The sequence below is a fragment of the Gilliamella sp. LMG 34362 genome (genome assembly GCF_984569125.1).
The window spans coordinates 113245-131533 of sequence record NZ_OZ474902.1; the positions used below are offsets into that span (position 1 = coordinate 113245).

The 18289-nt window shown below is 34.9% G+C and carries 14 protein-coding genes; 9 read left to right on the forward strand and 5 right to left on the reverse strand.

Annotation, left to right across the window (positions count from 1 at the left end; translation table 11 throughout):
* The first annotated feature begins 246 nt into the window (after positions 1–246).
* Positions 247–1416 (forward strand): serine hydrolase domain-containing protein, encoded by a 1170-nt coding sequence (locus AC5LWZ_RS00595; protein ID WP_198221257.1) that lies wholly within the window; start codon positions 247–249, stop codon positions 1414–1416.
* A gap of 326 nt (positions 1417–1742) precedes the next feature.
* Here AC5LWZ_RS00595 and AC5LWZ_RS00600 read toward each other — a convergent pair whose 3' ends face one another.
* Positions 1743–3944: a heavy metal translocating P-type ATPase gene (locus AC5LWZ_RS00600; RefSeq protein ID WP_493463810.1), complete on the reverse strand. Its 2202-nt coding sequence runs from the start codon at positions 3942–3944 to the stop codon at positions 1743–1745.
* A gap of 204 nt (positions 3945–4148) precedes the next feature.
* On the opposite strand from AC5LWZ_RS00600, the gene AC5LWZ_RS00605 reads away from it, so the two are divergent.
* Positions 4149–4469: a winged helix-turn-helix transcriptional regulator gene (locus AC5LWZ_RS00605; RefSeq protein ID WP_110447045.1), complete on the forward strand. Its 321-nt coding sequence runs from the start codon at positions 4149–4151 to the stop codon at positions 4467–4469.
* Positions 4470–4556: 87 nt separating this feature from the next.
* Here the strand turns inward: AC5LWZ_RS00605 and suhB are convergent, their stop codons facing one another.
* Positions 4557–5360 (reverse strand): inositol-1-monophosphatase, encoded by an 804-nt coding sequence (gene suhB, locus AC5LWZ_RS00610; protein ID WP_493463811.1) that lies wholly within the window; start codon positions 5358–5360, stop codon positions 4557–4559.
* 760 nt (positions 5361–6120) lie between these two features.
* Here suhB and AC5LWZ_RS00615 point away from each other — a divergent pair.
* The 5 genes from AC5LWZ_RS00615 (at position 6121) to csdE (ending at position 10722) form a co-directional block, all read left to right on the forward strand.
* Complete coding sequence (locus AC5LWZ_RS00615; RefSeq protein WP_493463812.1) at positions 6121–6807, forward strand: hypothetical protein; 687 nt, start codon at positions 6121–6123, stop codon at positions 6805–6807.
* Between the two features lie 260 nt (positions 6808–7067).
* Positions 7068–8063, forward strand: coding sequence for a ubiquinone anaerobic biosynthesis protein UbiU (gene ubiU, locus AC5LWZ_RS00620; protein WP_065651370.1), 996 nt, complete (start codon positions 7068–7070; stop codon positions 8061–8063).
* Between the two features lie 138 nt (positions 8064–8201).
* Positions 8202–9080, forward strand: coding sequence for a U32 family peptidase (locus AC5LWZ_RS00625; RefSeq protein ID WP_086362690.1), 879 nt, complete (start codon positions 8202–8204; stop codon positions 9078–9080).
* Positions 9049–10260 carry a cysteine desulfurase CsdA gene (gene csdA / locus AC5LWZ_RS00630; protein ID WP_493463813.1) on the forward strand — a complete coding sequence of 404 codons (1212 nt, stop codon included), beginning with the start codon at positions 9049–9051 and terminating at the stop codon, positions 10258–10260. The genes AC5LWZ_RS00625 and csdA overlap by 32 nt, the downstream gene beginning before the upstream one ends.
* A 63-nt stretch (positions 10261–10323) precedes the next feature.
* Entirely contained in the window at positions 10324–10722 is a 399-nt protein-coding gene (csdE, locus tag AC5LWZ_RS00635; protein ID WP_493463814.1) for a cysteine desulfurase sulfur acceptor subunit CsdE, read from the forward strand.
* A 58-nt stretch (positions 10723–10780) separates the two neighbouring features.
* On the opposite strand, the gene dolP is transcribed toward csdE, so the two are convergent.
* Positions 10781–11353: a division/outer membrane stress-associated lipid-binding lipoprotein gene (gene dolP, locus AC5LWZ_RS00640; RefSeq protein WP_493457910.1), complete on the reverse strand. Its 573-nt coding sequence runs from the start codon at positions 11351–11353 to the stop codon at positions 10781–10783.
* Between the two features lie 241 nt (positions 11354–11594).
* Between dolP and AC5LWZ_RS00645 the strand changes: the two genes are divergently transcribed.
* Together AC5LWZ_RS00645 and AC5LWZ_RS00650 are read left to right on the forward strand one after the other, a co-directional pair.
* Positions 11595–12293, forward strand: coding sequence for a DUF1266 domain-containing protein (locus AC5LWZ_RS00645; RefSeq protein ID WP_294884313.1), 699 nt, complete (start codon positions 11595–11597; stop codon positions 12291–12293).
* The gene (locus AC5LWZ_RS00650; protein WP_306244054.1) at positions 12290–14971 is read left to right on the forward strand and encodes a J domain-containing protein; all 2682 of its coding nucleotides are present in this window, start codon (positions 12290–12292) and stop codon (positions 14969–14971) included. Before AC5LWZ_RS00645 ends, AC5LWZ_RS00650 begins: the two co-directional genes overlap by 4 nt.
* An 86-nt stretch (positions 14972–15057) precedes the next feature.
* On the opposite strand, the gene AC5LWZ_RS00655 is transcribed toward AC5LWZ_RS00650, so the two are convergent.
* Positions 15058–16728, reverse strand: coding sequence for an Hsp70 family protein (locus AC5LWZ_RS00655; RefSeq protein WP_493464214.1), 1671 nt, complete (start codon positions 16726–16728; stop codon positions 15058–15060).
* 198 nt (positions 16729–16926) lie between these two features.
* Positions 16927–18276 carry an exodeoxyribonuclease VII large subunit gene (gene xseA, locus AC5LWZ_RS00660; RefSeq protein WP_493463815.1) on the reverse strand — a complete coding sequence of 450 codons (1350 nt, stop codon included), beginning with the start codon at positions 18274–18276 and terminating at the stop codon, positions 16927–16929.
* Positions 18277–18289: the final 13 nt, after the last annotated feature.

The following is an 18289-nucleotide window of genomic DNA, read 5'->3' on the forward strand; positions in this document are numbered from 1 at the left end:
TTATATAATTAAGTAACCTCATACATAACAGAGCTATCGTTCTTCATGGCTAAACAGCATACACTTTACAGTAACAAATTAAATGGAACTGATAATACAAAAATAATGTTAAATTACATAAGCATAACTATTAATAGGAAACCAACTAAGCATCGTCAAAATAAATTCATTTAGCATATTTATTATCTTACAAAAAAAACATATACTACTAGGTGAAATAATAATCAATCAAGAGTTAAGACAAAAATGAAAGTTAGTCGTTTTTCTGCAAATGTTGGACAAGCAATCAATAAAGTGAATCAATATGCGATAGATAAAAAACATATAGTTGGATCTGTTGTTATGGTTGCTAAAGAGGGACAAATAATCTATCAACAAGCATCCGGCTATGCTGATAAAGAACAAAAATCAACCATGCAAGTTGACTCACAATTTTTGCTTTCATCTGTTACCAAACCGATAGTTAGTGCAGCCGCATTATGTTTAGTAGAAAAAGGACTACTAAAATTGGATTCGCCTGTTACTGATTATCTACCTTATTTCACTCCAAAACTAGAAAATGGCCAGCAACCAGTTATTACTTTGCATCACTTATTAACCCATAGTGCGGGACTAAAATATCGTTTTTGCGAACCTCATGGTGAAGGCATTTATAATACATTACAGATTTCAGACGGCTTTGATCAAATAGCAACTGATTTAGATGAAAATCTTCATCGATTATCAAAAGCTCCTCTTCTTTTTGCTCCTGGAACAAATTGGTGTTATTCATTGGCATTAGATGTCCTAGGTGGAGTATTAACTGCTGTCACTCAACAACCATTAGAAGAAATAATAAAAACTACCATAACGATTCCTTTGAATATGGCAAAAACCGGCTTTACCATACCAGATAATAATCAATTAGTTACTCACTATTATAATGCTTTACCGGAACCATTACCTATGCCAAGCCCTTATTTTATGCAATTAGATGAAGCATCGAATAACGGGATTGTTTCTTATGATCCTAAACGCATATTTAATCCTAAAGCCTATCATTCAGGTGGGGCTGGTATGGTTGGTACTGCCCCTGATTTTATGCAATTTCTGTTATCACTAACTTCAATAAATACTGATTTAAGTAACAATAAACTAATGGATACAATGGCGAAGTGTTATATAAGTAGTGAATATGGTACAAAAGGGCCAGGATGGGGATTCGGTTATGGTGGTGCGGTGCTTGATGACCCGATCTTAGCGCAAACACCACAGAGTAAAGGAACTATTCAATGGGGCGGTGTGTATGGTCATAATTGGTTTTATGATCCTCAACAAGAATTAGCTGTAGTCATTTTGACTAATACCGCAATTGAAGGAATGTTGGGACACTATCCAGTAAAAATTAGAGATGCTATTTATCATTGTTTAGCATGATGCTATTCCGATAGGAAAATTTTGCCGGTTTTTGGCTTTAATTTATCAGAAAATGCCGATTGAAAAAACACCCTATAAGATGGTGCTTTTTCAATCAAGTATTTGAATCTTCGCATAGTGAAATATTTATACTTATCCAATTAATCGTTTTTTCAATTAGTTTCATTCTGATTTATATTATATTCACCACTAATCTACTATAGATATTACCCTTATTAGATCCGAACGATAAAAAGGATCCAAAATCGATTAATTTGGGACAATATTTGCATTAATTACTTGATCTAAAATTAATTTATTACCATAAAGCATTTGTTCAAAATAAATTATTTTGACCGAGAACGTGCTTGCCAACGTTTTAACAATAAAGCATTAGTCACTACACTTACACTGCTAAGTGCCATAGCAGCGCCGGCTATCATTGGATTTAAGAAGCCGAAGGCAGCAAGAGGAATGCCAATTAAATTATAGAAAAAAGCCCAAAATAAATTTTGCTTAATTTTATTATAGGTTCGGCGAGAGATATCAATAGCATCGGCAATTAAAAATAGATTGCCACGCATCAACGTTATACTTGCTGCATGCATCGCGACATCAGTCCCTGTTCCCATAGCAATACCAATATCAGCAGCTGCTAACGCAGGTGCATCATTAATACCATCACCAACCATTGCCACTTTATGATTGCTATTACAACTTTTAATATTTTGGTCTTCTTTTTGTAATTGATAAATATAATTGGCTTTATCTTGCGGTAAAACTTCAGCAATAACTTTATCTAAACTTAATTGTTGCCCTACATAATTAGCGGCTTGTTGATTATCACCAGTTAACATAACTGTATTTACGTTTAATTTATGTAATGCATTAATGGCATTTTTTGCTTCTGGTTTAATTACATCAGCAAAACCAAATAAAGCTAATATCACAACACCATTTTCTGATTGCTGTTTAGCTAAAAATGAGATTGTATAGCCTTTTTGGGTAAGTTCATTAATTTTATCCTGCATATCCACAAAATAAGCATTTAACGATTTCATCCAACGTAAACTGCCTAAATAAAACTGATGATTATCAATCGTTGCCATTACACCTGAACCAGCAACCGAAGTAATATTCTGAGCATAGTTATACGATTTAGCCTTAGCTAAAATTGCTTTTGCTAATGGGTGTTCACTACCTGCTTGCATCGATGCAGCAAGTGAAACAATTTCATCGGCTGTATCAGTGCCCATCACATCTAATTCAACTAACTCTGGTTTACCCACCGTTAATGTGCCTGTTTTATCAAACGCTACCGTATTAACATTATGTAAAGTTTCAAGTGCCTCAGCATCTTTAATTAAGATACCATGGCGAGCAGCAACACCCGTACCAACCATTATCGCCGTTGGTGTCGCCAGTCCCAATGCACATGGGCAAGCAATGACTAACACAGCAACGGCATGTAGCAAAGCTTGTTGCCAATCTTGAGAAATAAAGCCCCATGCAAGTAGAGTAATCAGAGCAATGATTAAAATTACAGGAACAAAAATAGCACTTATTCGATCGACAATACGTTGAATGGGCGCTTTTTTAGCTTGAGCAGATTCGACCATAGCGATAATCTTAGACAAAGTCGAATCAGCTTGTACCGCTGTTGTTTTTACTATCAATAATCCTTCACCATTAATAGTGCCGCCGGTTACCACACTATTGGGGGTTTTATTAACGGGAAAACTTTCTCCTGTCAACATAGATTCATCACAACTTGATGCGCCTTCAATAACAACACCATCAACAGGAACTCGCTCACCGGGTTTAATCACAACCACATCATCAACCTTAACTTGACTTATCGGTAAACTCACTTCTTGGTCGCCTTGTCGAACTAACGCAACTTCAGGGCGAAGTGCAGAAAGTGCCTCAATCGCTTGAGTCGTTTGATGTTTGGCTCTTGACTCTAACCATTTACCAATTAAGATTAATGTAATAATAACAACCGACGACTCAAAATAAAGATGATCATCATTACCGATGATAAGTTGATAAAGCGACAATCCATAAGCAGCACTGGTACCAATAGCAACTAGCAAATCCATATTTCCTGATAATGCTTTGGCGGCATTAAAACCACTTCGATAAAATTTAGCGCCAAGACCAAATTGCACAATCGAAGCAATCACTAATTGCAACCAAGCGGGCATCATCCAATGAATAGCAAACGGTTCAAGTAACATCGGCAACACAAAAGGAATCGCTAAGATAACAGAGATAATAATCGGCCAAATTGATGCTTGTTTACTCATATCTTGGGCATGAATTTCTGGTTCAGTAATCTTTACGGCGTGGTAACCAGCTTTATCGACTGCTGCCATTAAGGCTTCTAATTGCACATTAGTATTGGTTTCAACTGTTGCCTTTTCGGTCGCAAGGTTAACACTAACATTAATCACGCCATCAATCTTTTTTAATGCTTTTTCAACACGACTAACGCATGATGCGCAACTCATCTCTTCCACAAAAAAATTATATTCGATGGTTTTCATTTGATGTTTCCCTTGGTTTTTGATGTGATTTATATAGCTATTTTAATATTAATTATCCTTTTAACAAGAATGCACTTTTTTGATATATACTACCTAAAAAGATACCATTGAGATAATAATGTGAAAAATAATCCGATTAATACCACTTGTTGTGGAAAAGAACATCAACCTATCACCTGTTGTCCAGTTGATGCTACAATTAATATGATTGGTGGTAAATATAAATCGCTCATTTTATGGAAACTGATGACCGAAACCACCTTAAGATTTTCACAATTACAGAAAGAAATTCCAACTGCTACACCTAAAATGCTAACCCAACAGCTACGTGAACTTGAAGCAAATGGCCTAATTCATCGACACGTTTATCCCGTTGTACCACCTAAAGTAGAATATTCTTTAACCAACTTTGGCAAAAGTATCAGGCCTGTTCTCGAATCGATGTATATTTGGGGTAGTGACTATTTAAACAATCAAGGCTTACAAGTTAATTGTTCCATGACAGCAATAACTGATCCACAATAACCAATAGCAAATTTATATTTTTGATAAAAGATATAAAGACAAAATGCAGGGATAAGACAGCCCTGCATTTAGATAAAGAAAGTAAAATTAATTACGCAAATTTTCTGGCCAATCATTTTGAGTAGAAACAAGCAGATCTTTAACGATTCTTGGATTGCCTGCAACTATGTTACCAGAAACCATATAATTATTACCGCCAGCAAAATCAGTAACCACGCCACCAGCTTCACGTAAAATCAGCTCACCAGCAGCAATATCCCATGGTTTTAAGCCGATTTCAAAAAAGCCATCTAAACGCCCTGATGCGACATAAGCTAAATCTAATGCTGCTGAACCTGTACGACGAAAATCACCACATTTAGTAAATAGCTTTTGCAACACTGCAAAATAACTATCGCTGTGTTGTTTAGCTTTAAAAGGGAAAGCCATTGCCAAAACACTACCATCTAAGTCTTTAGCATTACTTACGCGGATACGGTAACCATTTAGTTGTGCGCCTTTACCTCGTGCAGCAGTAAAAAGTTCATTACTCATCGGATTATACACAACAGCAACTTCAGTTTTACCTTTAACTCGAGCGGCAATCGAAACAGCAAAATGAGGAATATTTTTAATAAAATTAGTAGTACCATCAATTGGGTCAATTATCCATTGCGTTTCAGCATCATTACCTTTAGCTAATCCACTTTCTTCAGCAATAATAGTATGATCAGGATACGCTTTCTTGATCGTTTCGATAATTAAGGCTTCAGCAGCACGATCAGCATTAGTAGCAAAATCGTTAGCACCTTTAGTGTCAACTTCGATTGAACTTGGATTTTCATAAGCCTTAATGGCCACATTACCTGCTTTACGAGCAGCACGAATAGCAATATTCAGCATCGGATGCATAATTTTCTTCCAATTGATGATGTTAAAGAACGGGTTGATTTAGCAATACAGCAAGTATTACTAAAAATTGCTGCATAGTATAAAGGTTTTATACTAACTTTGCCAGCCATGCGGCGATAAATTGAAAAATAGACACTATTAATACCAAAAATCAGGTTATATCGATGCTCTAATAACCTGACGGTATAGACTCCTCAATTATTTTTACAAATAAACCTCAATAAACTAAATCAAAATAACCATTATCTAGAAATATAATCACCAATTAGAACTGTTACTAATAATAAAATTTTTTCACCGACAAGTGAACAACTTACCGTTTATGACCATAACGATAAAGCCTCGAATATTACCTACACAGAAATAAGCGAGGCTGGATGCATAAGTAAATATGATGAGGAGAGTTTTTTAACGATAAACAAAACTAGACAACAAGCATTATTGCCATAATAATAAAGAGCTCCACTAGAAATAATAATTTTGAGCAATATCTTTTATAAACATAATCTAATGGAAATATAAGAAAGAAAATCTAAACCAGCTCTACCCTAGTTAGCATGTAACCATGCGGAACAAATCTGTAATATTAATATCATTAATTTTTTATTTATATCGAAGTTAAAAAAATTGATAAGCCTTTATCTTTGTTACATTAATAAGATAAGCGTTACTAAGTAAAATAATTAATTGATATATTTTTATAACATTTAGATTTTTATACATAAAGAAAAATAATTTATTGAAAGGAAATACTATCGTTATGAGATATTTGATTGTAATATTTAGTTTGTTTTTTTTAATCTCTTGTTCTAATAACCGTACCCCAATACCAAGAACTAAAATTGTTAATACAGATACTATTGTTTTAAAAAATGGGGCAACAGTGAATATCTTAACGGAAAATGCAATTAATGGTGGTGTTGTTGAAGATACGAACAATTATTTAAATATTGTAACAAGAAGCGATACAGCAACAGTAGTAGGATTAAAAATTGCTCAATACGCAGCGTCAATCTTTAGTTATACCGGAGGTGGTGTTTCAGGATTTACTAAAGAAGATTTAAAAGGTTCATATATAAACACAGTGCCAAATCCGACAACGGATATTTTAAATCCTCAGCTATCGACAATTGTAAAAACATTAAAAGCTAATAAGCAAAAAGAAAATACAATCATTGTTCAGCCATATAAATTTAAATTAATTTATGATGGACTAACAGATGATAAATATAATTTTATCTATAGTACATCTATTAGTTCCGAAAATTTTAAATTTGTTTGTTCGAGTGATGATTTAGTCACAGGTGATAAAACCAAACCATTTAGTGAATGGGAAAATAACAATTATCAGTTAGTACAAGATATCACATTAAAACTAATAGATAATTGTATAAATAAATTAAAATTAAAAGAGAATCTTAGTAATCTTGAAAACACATTGCTGTAAAAATTAACAATAGTTATCAAATAGATAACTAATCTTAATTCAAGCTTCTAACTTTTACCTAGGTATAGCAAAGATTATGCCTAGGTAGTTGATATCAGAAACAATTTCACCATTAATTATCTTTTTTAGTCTTTTTACATGACGCTATTGAGCTATCATTTGTTATGTTTTTACTGACTTTGCCTGCTTTCTATTCGCATTACAGCCAGAATTATTGCATAATACACGGCGAATAAAATGCAGAATCTAAAGGTATAAATATGGAACTTCTTTGCCCTGCCGGCTCGTTACCATCATTAAAAATAGCAATCGATAACGGTGCTGATGCCGTTTATATTGGTTTGAAAGATGATACCAATGCTCGCCATTTTGCGGGATTAAATTTTAACGAAAAGCGTTTAATTGAAGCATCTGAATATGTACATAAGCATGGTAAAAAGTTACACATCGCAATTAATACCTTTGCTCATCCGGAAAACTTTGAACGCTGGCAATATGCAGTCGATACAGCGGCAAATATTGGTGCCGATGCCCTAATCATTGCTGATTTAGCCATGCTTGATTATGCAGCTGAAAAACATCCTAATCTTGAACGCCATGTCTCGGTTCAAGCATCATCAACCAATGAAGAATCAATTAAGTTTTATCATAATAACTTTCAGGTACATCGTATTGTTTTACCGCGAGTGTTATCCATGCATCAAGTAAAACAGTTATCACAAGTCTCTCCAGTACCATTGGAAGTATTTGCATTCGGTAGTTTATGTATTATGGCAGAAGGTCGCTGTTATTTATCTTCATATTTAACCGGCGAATCCCCCAATACAGTAGGAGCTTGTTCACCAGCGAAATTTGTCCGTTGGGAAGAGACCGATAAAGGGCTTGAATCTAGATTGAATAATGTATTAATCGATTGCCATAAGAAAGGTGAAAATGCGGGTTACCCAACCTTATGTAAAGGACGCTATTTTGTTGGCGATGAACTGTATCACCCGATTGAAGAACCAACAAGTTTAAATACCATTGAACTGTTACCTGAACTATTTGCTGCCAATATTGCCTCAGTAAAAATTGAGGGTCGGCAGCGTAGTCCAGCTTATGTGGAACAAGTAACCAAGGTTTGGCGACAAGCTATTGATCGTTATAAAGCTAATCCTCAAACATTCCAAGCAGAAAAGAACTGGATGGATACTTTAGGATCTGTATCAGAAGGCACACAAACGACATTAGGTGCTTACCATCGTAAATGGCAATAAAGCGTAAACATATTTACTCATGTTTACCAATAAAATAAATATGATACTAATCTAGATGACTTTGATATTAGCGCTAGAAAATAGCTATCAAAAATTGACTATTTAAAATAATTAAATACAGATATAGTGAGCAAGACTATGAAATATGCGTTAGGCCCTGTGCTTTATTATTGGCCTAAAATTGAAACCGAAGCTTTTTACCAAGCAGCAAAAGATAGTGACGCAGATATTATTTATATGGGCGAAACGGTATGCACCAAGCGTCGGGAAATGAAAGTGCCTAATTGGTTAGATTTAGCCAAAGAAATTGCCAAATCTGGTAAACAAGTCGTACTTTCTACCCTAGCACTGCTTGAAGCGCCATCAGAACTAATTGATTTAAAACAACTAGTTAATAATGGTGATTTTTTAATTGAAGCTAATGATTTAGCAGCAATTAATGTCGCTCATGACAATAATTTACCTTTTGTCGCGGGTCCGGCTATTAACTGTTATAACGCATTAACACTAAAATTATTACAAAAACAAGGTATGGTGCGTTGGTGTATGCCAGTTGAACTTTCTCGCGATTGGTTAAGTAATGTTTTAAAACAATTTGATGCATTGAAAATTGAGCGCAATTTTGAAGTTGAAGTATTTAGTTATGGCTATTTACCATTAGCCTATTCTGCCCGCTGTTTTACTGCTAGATCGGAAGATAAACCAAAAGATAAATGTGAGACTTGCTGTATTAAATATCCCGTTGGTCGAGAAGTATTTTCTCAAGAACAACAAAAAGTATTTGTTCTTAACGGTATTCAAACACAAAGTGGCTACTGTTATAACTTAGGTAATAATTTAAAAGAGATGAAAGGATTAGTTGATATCGTGCGTATTTCTCCGCTTGGAATTGAAACACTCGAGGTAGTTAAGCAATTTAGAGCTAATGAAGAAGGACTAAATCCTTTACACATTGAACATAAACGAGACTGTAACGGTTATTGGAATGGAATTGCAGGACTTGAACTTACACAATAATATGCTGCTACTCGAAAAATTTAGGGCAGATTTCCCTGCCCTAACTAGCCATAATGTGTATCTTGATTCAGCCGCTACCGCGCTGAAACCGCAAGCCATGATCGATGCAACCGTTGAGTATTACGGGCATAACACTGCAACAGCGCAACGTAGTTTGCATCAAGATGCGCTACAAGTCACTGCAACGATTGATCAAACTAGGCAAAATATTGCTGATCTACTTCATGCTACGTCACATTGTGAAATAATTTGGACTCGTGGCACAACCGAATCAATCAACCTAATTGCTCAAAGTTATGCTAGAGCACAATTACATATAGGTGATGAGATCATTGTTAGTGAGTTAGAACATCACAGCAACTTGTTACCTTGGCTTATTGTAGCGAAACAAACTGGCGCAAAGATCATTAAGTGGTCAGCAGATATTGATGAGCTTTCAAGATTACTCTCAGCGAAAACCAAAATTGTTGCCATAACTCAAATGTCTAACGTTACTGGTTTTTGTCCAGATTTAGCCCAAATTAGTCAACTAGTTCATCAAACCAATGCGGTATTAGTCGTGGATGGCGCTCAAGGCGTTGTACATCATCCGATTGATGTTGAAAAATTAAATATTGATTTTTATGCCTTTTCTGCTCATAAGTTATATGGCCCAACTGGATTGGGGATACTATATGGAAAACAACATTTACTTAATCAAATGGATGTTTGGCATGGCGGCGGTAAAATGTTAAAAGCGGCTTCATTTACCGGATTTACAGTTGAAAATCTTCCCTATAAATTTGAAGCTGGTACACAAAATATAGCGGGTATTATTGGTTTTAAAGCAACCTTAGGCTGGTTAACAAAGTGGAATGAAGCACAATTAGAAAATTATATAAAACAATTAGCAAGCTATACTGAATCAAAATTAAGCCAGTTAACCAATATACAATTTTATAGCGTTAGCAATAGCCCTATCATTAGCTTTAATATACAAAACATTCATCATAATGATATCGCTATTTTATTAAGCGAACAAAATATTGCCATCCGAACCGGTGAATTGTGTGCTAAACCACTTATGGATAAACTTGGTTGTCATGGTGTTATTCGTATTTCACTTATGCCATATAATAATCAGCACGATATTGATCATTTTATTACAGCATTACAAAATGCCATTGAATTACTCACTTAAGCTATATCTGTAGTTAATCAAAGAAACGTTAATGACTTGTTCAATTACTAATCGGTTTTAATTATGCTATCACAACAAACTTTATTTGAATTATTTTCTAAACAACATAACTGGCAAGATCGTTATAGACAATTAATTGCCTTAGCAAAACAATTACCTGATTTTCCGGATTTAAAAAAAATAGAATCCAACCAAATTTATGGTTGTGAAAATCGGGTATGGTTAACTAATGAAAAACAATTAGATAATACTTTTACCTTTCAAGGTGATAGTGAAGGTAGAATCGTAAAAGGCTTGCTAGCTATTTTAATCATTATTGCCAATCATAAAACAGCAGAACAAATCAAAGCCATCGATTTCCTTGCAATATTAAAGCAATTAAAAATTACTGATGAATTAAGCCTGTCTCGGCAACAAGGGATTGAAAAAATAATTGAACGTATTAAATTAGCAGGTAGTTAAATAAAAAAGGGAGAATAATTTCTCCCTTTTCGAAGCCTTTTAGCTTTTACATTCGTAATTAACGAAGGGTAAATAATGTAACCACCTTTCTCACACCAGCAACTTTACTAGCAACAGTAGCGGCTTCTTGCCCTTCTTCACTGCTAACAATACCGATTAAAAATACCTCGCCATTTTCAGTAACGACTTTGATATTACGTGCTTTGGTTTTAGAATTCATTACAAGTTGAGATTTAACTTTGGTGGTTATCCACATATCATTGGTAATAGTTCCTGCACCAACTGGCTCTCCTGCGCGAATTTGGTTATAAACTTTTTTTACACCTTCAACTTGATAAGCTAAACGTTCAGCTTTTTCAATTTGTTCAGCATTGGCTTGGCCTGTCAAAACAATATTGCCATCATAAGTACTTGAAGAGATACGTGAACCAATAAAGAAAGGCCCATTTTCACTTAACTTATTATTCATTCGAGTGTTCAGGGTCGTATCATCAACTTGTGTTCCGGTGGTACGTGGATCAGTAGCCACTTTTGCGGTAGCTCCAGCACCGACGCCAATAACAGCAGCAACACAACCTTGTAGCATTAATGCGCTCGTTACTAATGCTGTTACTAAGAAAAATTTTTTCATTATCACTCCTTTTATTTACTACTCAGTAGAATTCAAATACTGATGAATAGCTTTTATTATGCCTTGTAGATATAGTTTTGCAAAATAATTTTATTGTTCTAAAAAATAAAATCTTTCGATTTTTTTAGCTAATCTATAGCAAAAAAGTAATTAATTTAATTGTTATAACAAACATTTATTTTTTTATAAAATCTGTTATCGTTTATAAAAAGGTTGTATAAAAAATTAATGGAATAAAGCGATGAATCAAGATTATATCGATTGGTTATATGGTCTATCAGCACCAATGGTTGCCTTAAATAAAGAGAGTGGTGCAAGTTATACCTCACCATTTTTTTTCCCTGGTTATGAATATATTGATATGCAAAAAGACTGGGGCATCCACTCTCGAGAAACACTATTAGCAATGGTTTTTAATATGGTCGATGATGGTCATGCAACAGCCTTATCTAAACATTACTTTATGTATCCTCGTCTATCGGCATTAGATTGGTTAAATTACACCGAGAAACAGAGCGATTATGATAAAGTTTTGCTCGAATTTGTTGAACAGACTTATTCTGAATGTGGTGCTGGAGGCATCCGTAGTTGGGATTACGCACGTATGGGTTATATATTACGTAATGGCATCACCAATAAATTTATTACTGAAGAAGAAGCCCTTTGGATTTTGTATAGAATTGGACTACGAGCGCAATACTATTATTCATCATGGCAAAGTTATTTTTCTGGCTGGTTTGTCGGTTATCAATATTGGGAATCATTGACTAATAAAGAAGATTTAGAAAGATTACGTTGTGACTTATGCCGTTCATCCCAGACATGGACCATGACTAATCTGTATAGCAACGAAGATTCCCCTTATCATCACCTGCCTTGGCATATTGAGATAGAAGAACTAGAAAAACCTGAATCATTAATGGAGTATGCTTGGTCATGAATAACAATTTTTGGCAATTATTAGCAATTGAGAAAACTACCGATATCGCCGTGATTCGACAAGCTTATCGGGCAAAACTACCTGAGTATCATCCTGAAACAGATCCTGATGGTTTTAAAGCGCTACGCGAAGCCTATGAATTAGCAATGCAGTATGCAAAATCACCAGAATTAATGACTGAAGAATTAAATCAAGAAAATCTCGCTGAAGAGGCCATTAAACCTCTCACCGAAGAAGAGCGACAAGTCAAAGAAATCAGTGATAACTATCAAGCATTACTCGATGATCCGGTTCGATGCCATGATGTGAATGAGTGGCATAAATTTGTTGCTTCATTTTATGATTACCCAATGTCTATACTGGAAATTGCTAAATGGAAACTGTTAGATATCAGTTATGACACTGTGACGATATCACTATCATGTGTAAAAATATTAGCTGATAATCTACGCTGGCGTCAGCAAATAAAAAGTTATTCGCCTAACGACGCTGATATGTATGAGAACTTTTTTGATCATATTGATCGTGGTGATTTTTTTGATTACGACAGCTTACCAAGGACGAACAAAGCCATACAAAATGTAACCATCGACTATGCTCGTTGTGCTAGATGGCTTTTCTGGGAAAAACCAGCAGTAGAGTTAGCAGAATATTTATCTATTCATACTGTAGTTTACCTACCTGATAATCCAGAGTTCATGCAAGAATTAGCCGATTGGTATTATTTTGCTAAATCGCCAAATAGAGGATTATTAGACTATGCCTTAACTTGTATTGCCGATCCTAATCAAGAACAACAAATTCAGGAACAATGGAAAGCTGTCGCTGCAATGCAGTATTCACTGCTTGAAGACGAACAAAACGCCTTATCACTTTGGTTAGAACTTTATCGTTTACCACAATATCAAGAAAAGGCCACCAGCTGGTTAATGTTATGGTGTTCTAAAAATCGGTTTGATTATCTACCATTATTAATTCTGGCATTAAACCAATCTTATTGTTTAACGGCAGAAAATCAGGAAACTTATATGTATAGTATTCCGCAATTTACGCCATCAACAATTTCTCGACTACTGAAATTTAGGAAACAAAACTACAGCAATGAAATTGCGGCTGTTATAACCTGGGCTCTGGATAATCATTGGAATTATCGTCAAGTTCTACACACTTTATTATGTGATGATGGAAACAATCGGTTATATCGTTTATACCGACATGCAATCATGCTACGACACGGTAATAAAACACTTTTGCAAGAAATCTTAGCTGACTCAAGTGAAGATGAGTTTGAACAATTTATTTTACAAAATTTACAGCGTCAAGCTAGACAACACCTTGAATGGCTTACTAATTTGCCCCCTGTTCAGGAGTTTAAAGAATGGTTGTACCAAAATGATGAAAATGCAACTATTCCGACTAAATTTGATCCAGATAACGAAAAAGGCAATCAGTTTTTATATGGTCGATTATGGTTAGATAGATTCGATGATATCCCGTTTGTCGCTAAATTACATCTATACCGCAATGTAACCTATCGGAATATGGAAATGTTTGATTGGCCAATATATTATCAATTTAGGGGGTTTAATAATTTACCTAAATCACCTGAACAATCAATTATTGAGGCTGATAAGAATGCTTATTGGCAATGGTATCGTTACTGTTTATTAGCCATAACCATTGCCAATTCACCAATTAAAGCTGCTGAATTTATTCGTGAAAATGATAACTTATTTTTACTCCCAGAAAATGATCCGCTAGTGCCGCTGATCAATACCTTTAAGTCTAACGAATGGCAAAATGATACAGAATTATATAATTTAATCGATACTGATAACCAATTGATTGGCAGTATGTTGGTTAATTATCCAAGTTCAATTGAGGCGTTTACCGACTCGCCAGAAGAGGTTAATTGGGATGAAATTGAACAAATAGTTGAACAAAGATGGGCACATAAACTAGCCAACAAACCAGTAAGTTGTTTAATGTTACTGTATATGATTGTTTTTGATAAACCAAATCAAAAAACAAAACTACACCAAATACTACAAAAACTTGCTGGCGATGATCTACAGTTAAAAAAACTTGCTAACGCATTTTGTGACAAATTATCTATTCCATCATCCCTTAAAAAACATAATGATGAATTGCAAAACATAGATAAATTATATGCTATAAATAACAAGTTAAACAAAGATGATTCGCTATGCGAAGAAGAGGATATAGAAGTACTAGAAGAAATCGGACAAAATAATGATAATAATAGCATAATTAAATTATCCTCAGCATTGCTATTAGCCAAAAATATGGATCACCAGAAAAAGCTTCAATCAAAATCATTTCCACCAAATGAATGGTGGCAAATTTGGCGTTGGAGAGGCCGAACCAATTTAATTGGTTTCTTAAAACAAATGGGCTTTTTCAGTTTACCTTTATTTTTATTAATAATAGAGGCAGCAAAAAAAACTAATTTAGATCATCCTATTATGCTTGTATTATGCGGATTAGCAACAATCAATAGTATTTTGGCAATAAAACGACGCTTAAATGACTGTTATTCTAATGGAGGTATCTATTATTTTGTATCCGCCACAATTTTATTACCATTGCTATTATTGCCGTGTTGGCTTTCAACTTTTAATGAGATCAACCGCTACGGACCACCAATAGAAGAATAACCTCAAAAATAAATCATCTTGAAATTTCCCCCCTTTGAAAGGCTATTTTCTGATTAGCATAGGGGGGGATTTTAGAAAGGTAATGATTATCGATTAAGCTCGCTAAGATTTACCTCTATCTCACTGCGTACTTGCTCGATTTCTTCGGGATTCTGCTGATCAAGTACTTGCATAAAAGTTTCAATATATGCTCCAATTAATATTCGTTCATCACCCAATGACTGTGCCCATGCTCGTTCTAGTCGCGCTAATAAAGTACGATTTGGCATTTCATCACGCGGATGAATCTTAAGGGCAGCCAGACGTTCATGGCTCTCTTGTTTTTGCTTATCTGTTAATCCTATTGGACTATGATCAATCACTTTGCCATGCAATACGCCAGTTTCAAGCAATACTACATCAACTTCGAGCAAACCATTTAAATCATAACTAAAACGAACATCAATCCCTTGTATTTTTTCCATTGGCTTTAAAGGAACTTCAAATTCATCAATTAGAACATTATTTTCTACCCGAGGGTTTTCACCTTGATAAACTGAAAGCATAATGCTTTTTTGTTGTGGGTGTGTCGTAGAAAAGGTTTTTACTTTTGACGTTGGAACAATTGTATTACGTTCAATAATCGGCGTAAATAAACCATTTATATTACCAGAGCTACTTTCAATGCCTAGCGTATATGGGCACACATCGGTAAGAATCACTTCTTCAACATCAACATCACGTAAACGACATGCCGCTTGCACTGCTGCCCCTTGTGCAACAATAGTCGTTGGATTAATGTGACGGTAAGGTAATTTGGCAAATAATTTGGTTACTAACTCTCGCACTACACCTAACTGTGATGAACCACCAACTAAGACAATATGCTCAAGTTCATTAGGTTTTAAGCGAGCATCACTTAAAGCCTGTTCAACAGGTGCTCGTAAGCGATTAAGTAAAGGTAACCAAATTGATTTAGCTCTTACTTCATTTAATGAAAATTGCCACAACTTATCTTGCCAAGACCAAGTCAAATTATGTATTTGTTCACCACTTAGTTTACATTTTAGTTGTTCAGCTAAATCTAGCAAGCGAGCATAATCATCAATAGGTATATCGGCTTGTTTGAGTTCCCATTCGCTTAAACAAGCTTTAACAAGTTCATGAGTAAAATCTTCACCACCTAAGTAATTATCACCAGCTGAAGCATGAACCTCAATGATTGGCATGCTATATTCCAACACAGTAACATCAAATGTACCACCACCTAAATCAAAAACTAAGGTATTTCCAGATTGTTCTTCATGTAATCCATACGCCATGGCGGCAGCTGTAGGTTCATTAATTAAACGCACAGCATTTAAGCCGGCTAGCTCAGCAGCAAAGCGAGTCTGTTTACGCTGTTCATCATTAAAATAAGCAGGTACGGATATTACTACATCACGAATCTCTTGTTTTAAAAAAGCTTCAGCATCGGCTTTTAATGATTTTAAAACCAATGCGGAAAGTTCAGTTGGAGTGAATTTTTGCTCACCTAATTCAAAAACTTTACTTGAGCCTAAAAAACGTTTGAATGCCGCAGCACTACGGCTAGGATGAGTGGTTAAACGTGATAAAGCAGCATGACCAACTAAAATAGAGTTATCTTCATCAATGCTGACCACCGATGGCGTAACAACTTCGCCGATAGCGTTGGGAATAAGCGTTGATTGACCATTTTGCCAAACACAAATCAAACTATTGGTAGTACCTAAATCAATACCTATTGGAGGATGCATAACCACTTTATTCTCTTAGTATTTTTTAATAAATTTGCTGAATATTATATCCTTAATACTATTTAAGATACAATTTTATCCAATTTCGCACATTAAATTTATTAAATAAGATAGACTATTAATAAAAACAAAATAGCTAAATAAAAAGTTAATTTTCAATTAAGCTATAATAAGTTAATTTTTCAAATCTTAACAAAACTATTGTGAATTAGATTTTTTATTAATCTCAATAATTTGACTAGTTACTTTGCCACTTTTTAACTGTGTTTCAATAATTTCTCCAATAACGACTTGTTCAACTGAGCGTATCACTTTGTGTTGCTGATTAGTTGTTACTGAATAACCTCGTTCTAGGGTTGCTAGTGGACTAACACTATTCAGCTGAGATGTTTGTAATACAAACTGATGCTTAGCATCTGTCAGCTTGTTTTGAATCAAATTAATGATTTGTTGCTGTTTTTGCTCAAGGCTCTGCCCATAATAAAGAATTTTATGTTGTGGTGAAACACGAACCAAACGTTTATCAAGCAGATTATGGCGATAAGATTGCCTTAATAAATATTGCTGCATATTTTCAAACAAGGCATGACGATCAGTTAATAAACGATTTAATTGTTTTGATAATTTTGCTTGAGGGTGCTGTGTTTGTAATTGATGGCGCCATTTATTTAAGCGTTCTCGTCGGCGCATTAAATAGTAATCCATTGCCATGCATAAATATTGTTCTTGAACTTGCAAACGCTTAATTTGCTCTAGTTTGTCTCGACTTACCAGCTCGGCCGCTGCGGATGGCGTTGCTGCACGAACATCAGCAACAAAATCGGCAATCGTAAAATCGACTTCATGACCAACAGCACTGACAATCGGTATTCGGCTAGCAAAAATTGCTCTTGCAACCACTTCTTCATTAAATGACCAAAGATCCTCAAGTGAGCCACCACCTCGTCCAACTATTAGTACATCACATTCTTGGCGAACATTAGCAATTTCAATCATCCTTGCTATTTGGGTTGCCGCTTCATTACCTTGAACCTGAGTTGGATAGATAATCAAATGCAAACTAGGATCGCGTCGATTTAATATCTTACAAATATCATGCAACGCAGCTCCAGTTGCTGAAGTAATAATTCCAACCGTACGAATATTATCGGGTAATGTTTGTTTATAAATAGGATCAAACAATCCTTCTTCTGACAGTTTTTGTTTTAACTGCTCAAATTTTTGTTGTAACAATCCCGCACCCGCGGGTTGCATTTTATTAATGACCAATTGATATTCGCCACGTGCTTCATAAAGCGTTACCGAAGCATTTACCAACACTTGTTGACCATTTTGTGGAGTAAATCCGGTGCGAAAATTACTATTACGAAACATAGCACAACGCACTTGAGCAACTTCATCTTTTAATGTGAAATACCAATGGCCAGAAGAAGGACGAGAAAAATTAGAAATTTCCCCCACTAACCAAATTTGTCCAATAGCATCAGAAAGCAGATCTTTAACCATTTGGTTAAGATCTTTAACCGATAAAATCGAACTGCTTTGCATACTATTATCCTTA